12 protein-coding genes are annotated in these 10,097 nt (G+C 71.8%); 5 read left to right on the forward strand and 7 right to left on the reverse strand.

Translation table 11 applies throughout. The annotated features are described in order from the left end of the window. The first annotated feature begins 14 nt into the window (after nt 1–14). The 3 genes from AC067M_RS42730 to AC067M_RS42740 all read left to right on the forward strand — a co-directional run bounded on the left by AC067M_RS42730 (nt 15) and on the right by AC067M_RS42740 (nt 2,877). The gene (locus AC067M_RS42730) at nt 15–698 is read left to right on the forward strand and encodes a uracil-DNA glycosylase (RefSeq protein WP_478702392.1); all 684 of its coding nucleotides are present in this window, start codon (nt 15–17) and stop codon (nt 696–698) included. 514 nt (nt 699–1,212) lie between these two features. Beyond that, nucleotides 1,213–1,809, forward strand: a complete 597-nt coding sequence (locus tag AC067M_RS42735; RefSeq protein ID WP_478702393.1) for a hypothetical protein — start codon at nt 1,213–1,215, stop codon at nt 1,807–1,809. A 285-nt stretch (nt 1,810–2,094) separates the two neighbouring features. Beyond that, nucleotides 2,095–2,877 (forward strand): DUF899 domain-containing protein, encoded by a 783-nt coding sequence (locus AC067M_RS42740; protein WP_478702394.1) that lies wholly within the window; start codon nt 2,095–2,097, stop codon nt 2,875–2,877. A gap of 46 nt (nt 2,878–2,923) precedes the next feature. On the opposite strand, the gene AC067M_RS42745 is transcribed toward AC067M_RS42740, so the two are convergent. After that, nucleotides 2,924–3,430 carry a hypothetical protein gene (locus AC067M_RS42745; RefSeq protein ID WP_478702395.1) on the reverse strand — a complete coding sequence of 169 codons (507 nt, stop codon included), beginning with the start codon at nt 3,428–3,430 and terminating at the stop codon, nt 2,924–2,926. A gap of 110 nt (nt 3,431–3,540) precedes the next feature. After that, nucleotides 3,541–4,053 carry a DinB family protein gene (locus AC067M_RS42750; RefSeq protein WP_478702396.1) on the reverse strand — a complete coding sequence of 171 codons (513 nt, stop codon included), beginning with the start codon at nt 4,051–4,053 and terminating at the stop codon, nt 3,541–3,543. Nucleotides 4,054–4,187: 134 nt separating this feature from the next. On the opposite strand from AC067M_RS42750, the gene AC067M_RS42755 reads away from it, so the two are divergent. Next, nucleotides 4,188–5,099, forward strand: coding sequence for a Gfo/Idh/MocA family protein (locus tag AC067M_RS42755; protein WP_478702406.1), 912 nt, complete (start codon nt 4,188–4,190; stop codon nt 5,097–5,099). On the opposite strand, the gene lnt is transcribed toward AC067M_RS42755, so the two are convergent. Then, nucleotides 5,017–6,582, reverse strand: a complete 1,566-nt coding sequence (gene lnt, locus AC067M_RS42760; protein WP_478702397.1) for an apolipoprotein N-acyltransferase — start codon at nt 6,580–6,582, stop codon at nt 5,017–5,019. The genes AC067M_RS42755 and lnt overlap by 83 nt on opposite strands. A gap of 71 nt (nt 6,583–6,653) precedes the next feature. Continuing rightward, the gene (locus AC067M_RS42765) at nt 6,654–7,139 is read right to left on the reverse strand and encodes a nuclear transport factor 2 family protein (RefSeq protein ID WP_478702398.1); all 486 of its coding nucleotides are present in this window, start codon (nt 7,137–7,139) and stop codon (nt 6,654–6,656) included. 180 nt (nt 7,140–7,319) lie between these two features. On the opposite strand from AC067M_RS42765, the gene AC067M_RS42770 reads away from it, so the two are divergent. After that, the gene (locus AC067M_RS42770) at nt 7,320–8,060 is read left to right on the forward strand and encodes an SDR family oxidoreductase (protein ID WP_478702399.1); all 741 of its coding nucleotides are present in this window, start codon (nt 7,320–7,322) and stop codon (nt 8,058–8,060) included. A gap of 3 nt (nt 8,061–8,063) precedes the next feature. Here AC067M_RS42770 and AC067M_RS42775 read toward each other — a convergent pair whose 3' ends face one another. From AC067M_RS42775 to AC067M_RS42785, 3 genes are all read right to left on the reverse strand, one after another. Beyond that, on the reverse strand, nt 8,064–8,243 hold the full coding sequence (locus tag AC067M_RS42775) for a hypothetical protein (protein WP_478702400.1): 180 nt from the start codon (nt 8,241–8,243) through the stop codon (nt 8,064–8,066). A 121-nt stretch (nt 8,244–8,364) separates the two neighbouring features. Next, on the reverse strand, nt 8,365–8,883 hold the full coding sequence (locus tag AC067M_RS42780; protein ID WP_478702401.1) for a DUF1877 family protein: 519 nt from the start codon (nt 8,881–8,883) through the stop codon (nt 8,365–8,367). Between the two features lie 29 nt (nt 8,884–8,912). Further along, nucleotides 8,913–9,788 carry an undecaprenyl-diphosphate phosphatase gene (locus AC067M_RS42785; protein ID WP_478702402.1) on the reverse strand — a complete coding sequence of 292 codons (876 nt, stop codon included), beginning with the start codon at nt 9,786–9,788 and terminating at the stop codon, nt 8,913–8,915. Nucleotides 9,789–10,097 lie beyond the last annotated feature (309 nt).

Consider the following 10,097-nt stretch of genomic DNA (forward strand, 5'->3'; position numbering starts at 1 on the left):
TGAAGGACGTTGACGTGACCGACACCTCCATGCTGCCCGAGTCCTGGCGCGGGGTCCTGGGTGAGGAGCTTCAGCAGCCCTACTTCAAGGAGCTGACGGAGTTCGTCGAGGAGGAGCGGGGCAGGGGGCCCGTCTATCCTCCGCGCGAGGAGGTGTTCGCCGCGCTCGACGCTACGCCGTACGAGCAGGTCAAGGTCCTGATCCTCGGTCAGGACCCGTACCACGGCGAAGGGCAGGGCCATGGCCTGTGCTTCTCCGTCCGCCCCGGTGTGAAGATCCCGCCGTCGCTGCGCAACATCTACAAGGAGATGCACGAGGAGCTGGGCACGCCGATCCCGGACAACGGCTACCTGATGCCGTGGGCCCAGCAGGGTGTGCTGCTGCTCAACGCGGTGCTCACCGTGCGCTCCGGTGAGGCGAACTCCCACAAGGGCAAGGGCTGGGAGAAGTTCACCGACGCGGTCATCCGCGCGGTGGCCGAGCGGCCCGACCCCGCGGTCTTCGTGCTGTGGGGCAACTACGCCCAGAAGAAGCTCCCCCTCATCGACGAGTCCCGCCACACGGTGGTCAAGGGCGCCCACCCCTCCCCCCTCTCGGCCAAGAAGTTCTTCGGCTCCCACCCGTTCACCCAGATCAACGAGGCGGTCGCCCAGCAGGGCCACACCCCGATCGACTGGACGATCCCGAACTTGGCGTGAGCTGCGGTGGGGCGGGTCCTGCTGGCTTGACCGGTCGGCGTGGGTACGGCAGGCGCGGGCCGGGTCGGCGGTGAGGGTGCCGGTGCCGACGCCCGGTGTCCGGGCGGGTGGTGGCCGGGCCGGGCCCTGCGACGGAACGGCGTCCAGTCGCCGGCCCCATGTCCTGTGCGGGTGGGCGCGCGTCTTGGGCGACAACGTGTGGCTGCGGCTTGGGGGGCTCCGGCGTCGTACGCCTGGGGCTCGGCGGCCCCTGTCGCTGTGCGGCCGGACGCAGGCGGTGCCGCGGTTTCGGCGGGGTGTGCCCTGTGTCGTGGGTGGCGGGCGGCTGTGGCTTGGCGGTCGCCGGTCGTGTGTCTGCGGGCCGGTGGGCGGCCCGGGCCCCGGAGGCCCAAGCGCTGCCGAGGGTGCCCGCGGGTGCGCGGTCGGTGGGCCGGGGCGGTGGTGTCTGAGCGGGTTCGGGGGTGGCTGCCGTTAGCGTCGTCGCAGGACAGTCGGCGAAGGCGCGGAGGACGTGGTGGCGGAGCGGCAGGGGCAGGCGGGGGTGCCGGACGCGGTGTTGACGCGGATCGGGCAGGTCGTGATGTTGCATCACGGAGGGGACCGGGAGGAGGCCCGGCGCCGTTTTCTGGAGCTGTGGGCGGAGATCGGCGAGCACGGCGACCCCCTGCACCGCTGCACCCTGGCGCACTACCTCGCCGACACCCAGGACGACCCCGCGGACGAACTTGCCTGGGACCTGAGGGCGTTGACGGCCGCCGAGGAACTCACCGACGACCGGCTCACCGTGGAGGAGCCCGAGCACGAGGGCGCCTCGGCGGTACGGGCGCTCTACCCCTCCCTGCATCTGAACCTCGCCGCCGACTACGTGAGACTCGGGCGCCGCGAAGCAGCCCGCGTCCACGTGCGCCGGGCCCGCGGCGCGGCTGACGTGCTGGGCGACGACCGCTACGGCGACGGCGTACGGGCGGAGATCAGCCGACTGGAGTCACTGTTGGGCTCGCGGCCGGGGGAGGAGGGCGGCTCCGGCGGTGGCCTCGGCGAAGGCCCCGGTGGCGGGAGTGGCAGTGGGAGCGGCGGGCGGAGCTGGGGGCCGCCGTGGCAGCGACCGTAGGAGCGCGCCAGCGGCGGCAGCGGCGCCAGCGGTTGCCTCGTCCGCGGCCGTGGGCACGCCACGTTCCCCCCGCCTGTGTGGCCACGAGTGCCCGTTCAACGGCCGTCCTGCGCTTCAACCCCGCCCGCCGCCGCAGTACGTCGTCCGCGCCCCACCCACCTCGCCCCTCCCGTCATACGTCTCAGCGCGCACGCGATGAGTTCCGGCCGGGTCGGGAGTCTGTTCTGGTGACCGTCGCAGGGCGTCGTACGACGCTGCCCGGCACGAGACACCACGGAGGACACCATGACGACCACGCCGGATGACCCGACCACCGCGCTGCCCGGCCGCCCGGCCGTGGTCGACCTGGCCACCTGGCAGGCCGCCCGTGACGAGCTGCTGGTCCGCGAGAAGGCCCACACCCGGGAGGGCGACGCCCTCGCCGCGGCCCGCCGCCGGCTGCCGATGGTGGAGTTCGACGGGACGGTCGAGGTCGTCGGACCCGACGGCCCGGTCCCGTTCCTGGACCTGTTCCAGGGCCGCGACGAGCTCGTGGTGTACAAGCACATGTGGTACGACGGCGCGCCGCATCAGGGGCAGTGTGAGGGCTGCACCACCACGGCCTGGCACCTGAAGGACGCGGTCTACCTCAACGCCCGCGACGTCTCGTTCGCCGTCCTGACCACGGGCCCGTGGGACGAGGTGGCCTCCTACGTCGAGTTCATGGGCTACACCCAGCCCTGGTACTCGGTGCGGGGCGTGGACGCGCCGGTCGGTGGCGACATGGGTTACCTCACCTGCTACCTGCGCGACGGTGACCGCGTGTTCCTCACCTACTCCACGACGGGCCGCGGCAACGAGCGGGTCAACGGTTCCCTCGGCCTGCTCGACATGACGCCCTACGGCCGCGGCGAGGCGTGGGAGGACAACCCCGAGGGCCGGCCCGAGGGGAACAGCCCGTGCTGGTCCTGGCGCTCGGACGCGGACGGGAACGCCACCTGGGGCCCGACCAGCCGCCCCGTACCACAGTGGACCCGCCCCGGCGCGACTCCCGTGGACACCCTCGGCAGACAGGGCCACCACCACTGATCGTCCCTCGTGGCGGCACGTCCACCCAGGTCGGGAATCCCGGGTCTCAGCGGCCGTACGTCTGGTCGCAGATCGTGGACTCCGGGCTGTCCTGGCGCCAGCCGCCGTACTTTCGGCCCAGGGAGCAGACGTCGGAGTTCTTGGGCGGCGTGTCGGGGACGTGGGGGATCTCGGGGTGGGGGTGTCGGCGTTGCTCGGGGTGGCGTGGGCCTCGGGGATGTGGGGCGTGGGGATGCGGGTGTTGGTCCTGGTGAGGGTGCGGGTGTGGACGGTGTGGGGCGGGGGGTGCCCCGGCCGGGGCGGGCGGGGTGGGGGCCGAGCGCCGGGGTGAGCCGACCATCTCCAGGGCTTCGCGTGCCGGTGCCTGGACGATCTGTGGTTCCGCCTCGGGGGCCGGCGGCGGGAGTACGGGCTGCTGCCGCGGGGGTACGGACGGCCTGGCCGGTGCCGACGGCTGCACGGGCGCGGGTGGCTGCTGGATCGTCACGCAGCCGGCGAGGGCCGAGACAGCCACGGTGACCAGGAGCGTTGCGGTGGTCGTCGTTCGATGCACCCGCGTCACTCTGGTGGGTCCGGCATGCCGGGGCCCGGCGGACGAGCGGACAATGCCCCACACGGGTGATTCGGGCCCCCGTACGAGCGACGCGGGTCCGCCGCGCTGACTCACTCGCCGGTCGCGCCGTCGATGCGCTCGCGGATCAGATCGGCGTGCCCGTTGTGACGCGCGTACTCCTCGATCATGTGGGTGTAGATCCAGCGGAGGCTGAACGGCTCGTCGGTGAACCTGCTCGGCCCCTTGGAGAGATCGTCCAGACGGAAGTCGGCCGCGTACCGTCGGGCGATCTCGATCTCGCCCTGCCACGTGGCGTACGCCTCCTGCCAGGTGTCCGTCCCGGTGGGGTGAAACTCGCCGTCAGGGTCCTCGTCGGTGCGATAGACCGGACCCGGATCGTCGCCCACGAGCACCTTGCGGAACCATGAGCGCTCCACCTCGGCCATGTGCCGCACCAGGCCCATCAGGGACAGTTCGGAGGGCTCAACGGCGGCCGTCCTGAGCTGCGCGTCGGTCAGTCCCTCGCACTTCCACGCGAGGGTCTGCCGGTGGTAGTCCAGCCGACCCTCCAGCATGCTCCGTTCGTCGGCGTTCTGGGCGGGTTGCGGGCGCTGAGTCGTCATGTAGGCAATCCTCGCTCAACTCCCTTGACCCGACCATGTGTTTCCACGTGGCGAGCACGGCCTCCGGCAGTGCGTCGCCGCAGCCGCCGTATGCTGCCGTGGAGCAGGCGCAGGCAAGCAGTGAGGGAGCCCTCGTGAAGGTCGGCTGCATCGGACTCGGCGACATCGCGCAGAAGGCGTACCTGCCGGTGCTCGGCGTGCAGCCCGGGGTCGTACTCCATGTGCAGACCCGGACCCCGGCGACCCTCACCCGGGTCGCCGACAGCCTGCACCTGCCCGAGACACAGCGGCACCGGGACCTCGACTCCCTGCTGGCCCAGGGCCTCGACGCCGCCTTCGTGCACGCGCCGACCGCGGCCCACCCCGAGATCGTCACCCGGTTGCTGGAGGCGGGCGTACCGACCTACGTCGACAAGCCGCTCGCGTACCGACTGGAGGAGTCCGAGCGGCTGGTGGGGCTCGCCGAGGAGCGTGGTGTCTCGCTCGCCGTCGGGTTCAACCGGCGCCACGCTCCGGCCTACGCGCAGTGCGCCGACCACCCGCGCGAGCTGATCCTCATGCAGAAGAACCGTGTCGGGCTGCCCGAGGAGCCCCGCACGATGATCCTCGACGACTTCATCCACGTCGTCGACACCCTGCGCTTCCTGGTGCCCGGGCCGGTCGACGACGTGACCGTGCGCGCCCGAGTGGAGGGCGGACTGGTGCACCACGTCGTGCTCCAGCTCTCCGGTGAGGGGTTCACCGCGCTGGGGGTGATGAACCGGCTCAGCGGCTCGGCGGAGGAGATCCTGGAGGTCTCCGGGCAGGACACCAAGCGCCAGGTGCTCAATCTCGCCGAGGTGATCGACCACAAGGGCCAGCCGACCGTGCGGCGGCGCGGCGACTGGGTGCCGGTCGCCCGCCAGCGCGGTATCGAGCAGGCCGTCCTCGCCTTCCTGGACGCCGTGCGCGCGGGCAAGGTGCTCAGCGCCCGGGACGCACTGGCGACCCATGAACTGTGCGAGCGGGTGGTGTCTGCGGTGCGGGAGCACGCCGGCGCAGCCTGACCGCCCGGCCGCCCTCCACCAGGGCCATGGCGGCGAGCACCAGCACGGCCAGGTGCACCGGCCAGTCGCCGAAGCGGACGTACGGGGTGACACCGTCGGCCATCGGTACTTCGTAGACGGCGTTCGTGCTCACGTCCGTCCCGAGCCAGGGGCCGATGCGTTCCCCGCTGGGGCCGTAGACGGCGGACACACCCGTCAGCGTCGCGTGCACCATCGGGCGGCCGGTCTCCGCGGCGCGCAGCGCGGCGAGCGAGGCGTGCTGCTCGGGGGCCCAGCTGTGCTGGAACGTCGACGTGGAGGACTGCCCGACCAGGACGTCGGCGCCGTCCTCGGCGAGGTGACGGGTCATGTCGGGGAACGCTGTCTCGAAGCAGACCATCGGGCCGATGCGCAGCCCGCGCCCGGCGTCCATCACCACCTGCTCGGTTCCGCGTCGGCGGTCCTCTCCGGCCGCCTTGCCGACGGAGGTCGCCCAGCCGAGCAGCGAGCGGGCCGGGACGTACTCGCCGAACGGGACGAGCCGCATCTTGTCGTAGCGGTCGCCGGTGAGGCCGTCGGCGCCGACCAGGATCGAGCTCTTGTAGATGCCGGGTCGGTCGGAGCGGCGGGCGTCCACATTGACGAGGATGTCCGCGCCAGTCTCACGGGACAGGGCCGCGATGCGCCGGGCCAGGCCGGGCCGGTCCTCCAGGTCGTAGCCGACGCTGCTCTCGCCCCAGACGATCAGGTCGACGTCTTGTCCGGCGAGTTCGCGGGTCAGCCGTTCCTCGCGGTCGAACCGGCGGTCGGCGCCGTCGAGGACACCGGCCTGGACGACGGCGATCCGGGCCCGGCCGTCGACGTCGGGGCGCGGCGACCACACCCAGGCCGCGGAGGTCGCGGCGGCCGTGGCGACCAGGCCGGCCAGGGCCGGCACCCGGGACTCGCGCACCGCGATCAGCACGGCGACGGCGACGTTGACGGCCACCACCAGGAAGCTCAGCAGCCACACCCCGCCGACCGAGGCCAGCCGCAGCGCGGGCTCCACCTTCCACTGGCTGGAGCCGATCATCCCCCAGGGGCCGCCGAGCCCCTGCCAGGAGCGCACCAGTTCGATCGCCAGCCAGCCCGACGGCAGCACGGCCAGGGCGGCTGCGGTGCGCCCCCGCGAGGGACCACCGCCCAGGAAGCGGCGTACGAGAACGCCCCACGGCGCCCACAGCACGCCCAGCAGCACCGCGATGACCAGGGTGAACACATGGAGGAACGGCATCAGCCAGTGGTGCATGGCCAGCATGAAGCCGGCCCCGCCCCACCAGCCGTCGTACGCCGCTCGTCGCCAGGTGGGCGCGGTCCGCGTGAGCAGGATCCAGGGGACCAGTGCCACGGGTGCGATCCACCACAGTGACGGGGCGGGATAGGCCAGGACGGGCAGGGCGCCGGACAGTGCGGCGACGGTCGAGCGCCGCCACGGGGAGGTGAGCCAAGGGTCGAACGTCTTCATATGGCGTCTCTTCTACCCAGTGGGTGGCTCCAGTGTGCGCCTCAAAGACGATCTACGACAGTTGGCCCTCGTTATCCGGCCACCGATGCCGTCGGCCGTTCGGGCAGTCGACGCCACTTCTCCTGGACGATCACCTCGCGCAGCCGCCACCCGTCGCCCGTGCGCCGCAGCCCGAAGGCGTAGCGGCCTCCGCACACGAAGTCGGGTGCGGAGGGGCCGTCGCCCTCGGCGGCGAAACGCATCGGATTGACGTAGTCGGCCCGGACCAGGGCCGTGTCCCCGGTGTCCCGTTCCAGTACCCCGAACCGCACTCTCCGGTTCACGATCAGATGCTGGCGCATGGGAAACAGCCGCATGCTCTCCGCCAGCCACGCGGCGACCTTCCCCGCGTCCCCCTCGATGCCGCCGGCCGAGCGGTAGTCCGCCCGTCCGTCCGGGGTGAACAGACCCCGGTAGGCCTCCCAGTCCCCGTCGTCGACGGCCACCGCGTAGTCGGTGATCAGCCCGTCCACGGCCAGCCGGTCCATCACGGTAGCGAGCTCCACACGCTGCGTCATGGGCCGAGTGTTGGCCATCCACCGCGCGGATCCAAGGGGCATGCCGGTATTTCGGTGCCCTCCCGGGTGTTGTCATACCGGGCGTTGCCCCAAGCGGGGGACAGTACGATCATGACGGACTGCCCACCCGCGTGGCAGCGTCCGTCGGAACCGCTGTCCCAGGGAAGCTGGAGGCCCCGCATGACCCGTCCCGTCACAGTCGTCACCGGCGGCAGCCGGGGGATCGGGGCCGCGACCTGTCTGCGTCTCGCGGAGGACGGGCACGACGTGGCGGTGGGGTACGTCCGGGACCGCGCGGCCGCAGAGGAGGTGGCCGACGGGGTGCGTGAGGCCGGCGGACACTGTGTCACCGTGCGGGTGGACACGTCGGTCGAGGCGGATGTGGAGGGGCTCTTCGCCACGGCGGAGCGGGAGTTGGGGGCGGTGACCGGGCTGGTGAACAACGCCGGGGTGACCGGCCCGCTGGGACGCCTCGCCGACGCCGGAACCGCAGATCTGCGCCGGGTCGTCGACGTCAACCTCCTCGGCACGCTGCTGTGCGCGCGGCGCGCGGCCCAGCTCATGACGCCCCGCGGCAAGGGCGTGATCGTCAACGTCTCCTCGGCGGCCGCCACGCTCGGCAGTCCCGACGACTACGTCCACTACGCGGCGACCAAGGCCGCCGTCGACGCCCTGACCCTGGGCCTGTCCAAGGAACTCGGCCCGCACGGCATCCGCGTGAACGCGGTCGCACCCGGCATGATCGACACCGAGATGCACGCGGCGATGGGCGACCCGGACCGCGCGCGGCGGGCCTCCGGCGCGATTCCGCTGCGCCGCCCGGGGCAGGCCGAGGAGATCGCCGCCGCCGTGGCCTGGCTGATGTCCCCGGACGCGTCGTACACCACGGGCGCGGTACTGCGCGTGGCCGGCGGGCGGTGAGTGTCAGGCCGCCGCGATGACCTCGCTACGGATCGCGGCCGCCCACTCCACCACCAACAGCTCGTACTCCGCGCGCTCCTGGGCCGAGAGGGAGCCGCCCGCGCGCTGCCAGAGGGCACGGATCTGCTCGTTCACTTCTTCAGGAGACCGCACGGAACCAAGAGCATCGGATTCGGGGGACATGCCGACAAGCGTAGGGCCAAGAACTGACGGTGCGCCACCAGGCCGCTACGCAAACCGTATGGGGTTGGTCACGGGCTCGCGGCACCGCGGACAGAGGGCCCCTGCGCCGCTGTCCCGGCGGTCAGTCGACCCACGTGACGACGCACCAGCCCCGTCGCGCCGCCTCGCCGTAGAACTCCCGCATCGCGGTGAAGTGGTGGGTCAGGTACGCCCGTACATCACCGTTGAATCCCTCACCGAACCCGCAGGCGGCCGCGGCCTCGGCGCTGCCGGTGGGCAGGTCCGCGAGGAGGGCGTCGACGTCCAACGCCTCCAGCGCGCGGGCCATGTCCGCGACCGCGGCCGGGGTGAGCGCCCTGGGCGGGCCGTCGAAGCCGTCGTACACCTCGTCGTGGTCGAGGAAGCCCACGTCTGCGCCCGGGTCGCCGTCGACCGCGCGTTGCAGCAGGGCGATCACGTCGGGGGGCGCGCCTCGGGAGCGGCAGTACCAGATGAGGCCCCAGACTCCCCAGTCCGCGTCGAGGACATCGTCATCAGGAGGGTTCCACCCCGGGGCGGCGCCAGGGGAGTCGAGGGCCGACTCCTGGCAACGCGACAGGTATGCGGGGGAGACGCGTGCGAACTGCTGGGTGAGTGCCACGTGACCGCGACCGTCCAGAAGAGGGCTCGTCAGCCCGCCGACTCCGCCGCGTGCGGGCTCAGTGCGCCCGTCGCCACCAGGACGATGATCAGGATGCCGAGCGCGATGCGGTACCAGACGAACGGCATGAAGCTCTTGTTCGAGATGAATTTCATGAACCACGCGATGACGGCGTATCCGGTCACGAAGGCGATCACCGTCGCGAAGATCGTAGGCCCCCACGACACGTGGTTGCTCTCCATCGCGTCCTTGAGCTCGAAGGCCCCGGAGGCCAGCACCGCGGGGATGGCGAGCAGGAAGGAGTAGCGGGCCGCGGACTCGCGACGGTAGCCCATGAAGAGGCCGCCGCTGATCGTGGCGCCGGAGCGCGAGACGCCCGGGATGAGTGCGCAGGCCTGGCACAGGCCGAAGATCAGGCCGTCCTTGACGCTCAGGTCCTCGAGGGACTTGCGCTGCTTGGGCGCACGGTGCTTGCCACCCGTCTCGTCGCGCGCGGCCAGCCGGTCGGCGATGCCGATGACGATGCCGACGACGATGAGCATCGTCGCGGTGATCCGCAGATCGCGGAACGGGCCCTCGATCTGGTCCTTCAGCGTCACGCCGAGCACGCCGATCGGGATCGAGCCCACGATCACCAGCCAGCCCATCTGGGCGTCGTGGTCGCTGCGCATCGACTTGTCGGCCAGCGAGCGGGTCCACGCCGAGATGATCCGGCCGATGTCCTTGCGGAAGTAGATCAGCACCGCGGCCTCCGTGCCGATCTGGGTGATCGCCGTGAAGGCGGCCCCTGGGTCCTTCCAGCCCGAGAAGGCGGCGGTCAGCCGCAGGTGCGCGCTCGAGGAGACCGGCAGGAACTCGGTCAACCCCTGGACGAGTCCGAGGATGAGGGATTCAAACCAAGACATGAAGTTACGGAGTCCAAGTGCCGATCGTGGAAAGGGCGATGGACACACCGGGCCGCCGCGTGCGGTGATCGCGGGGTGTCGAAGGGCAGCGTAGCGGTCCGGTGTGACAGGCCGGGAACAGGGGTTCTCTGGGTGACCGCGCGGTGACGGACCGTGGAGCGGCGCGCGGCTAGGGCCTCTCGTTTGGATCAGGCCGGGCTCGCGGGCCCCGGTGCCGCGCCTCGCCGCGTTGTCGTCGGTTGGCAGGGCTCCGCCCTGCCGCCCTCCTCCGCCTTGCGATGCACGGCACCGGACCCCGCTCCCTGATCC

It is taken from the genome of Streptomyces sp. NPDC043427 (assembly GCF_056436655.1).

What these genes read in the sequence shown, in the direction of transcription:
- AC067M_RS42740 (WP_478702394.1), top strand. Translation starts at nt 2,095, where the DNA reads ATGACGACCACGCCGGATGACCCGACCACCGCGCTGCCCGGCCGCCCG.
- AC067M_RS42750 (WP_478702396.1), bottom strand. Translation starts at nt 4,053, where the DNA reads ATGACGACTCAGCGCCCGCAACCCGCCCAGAACGCCGACGAACGGAGC.
- AC067M_RS42770 (WP_478702399.1), top strand. Translation starts at nt 7,320, where the DNA reads ATGACCCGTCCCGTCACAGTCGTCACCGGCGGCAGCCGGGGGATCGGG.
- AC067M_RS42765 (WP_478702398.1), bottom strand. Translation starts at nt 7,139, where the DNA reads ATGACGCAGCGTGTGGAGCTCGCTACCGTGATGGACCGGCTGGCCGTG.
- lnt (WP_478702397.1), bottom strand. Translation starts at nt 6,582, where the DNA reads ATGAAGACGTTCGACCCTTGGCTCACCTCCCCGTGGCGGCGCTCGACC.
- AC067M_RS42785 (WP_478702402.1), bottom strand. Translation starts at nt 9,788, where the DNA reads ATGTCTTGGTTTGAATCCCTCATCCTCGGACTCGTCCAGGGGTTGACC.
- AC067M_RS42775 (WP_478702400.1), bottom strand. Translation starts at nt 8,243, where the DNA reads ATGTCCCCCGAATCCGATGCTCTTGGTTCCGTGCGGTCTCCTGAAGAA.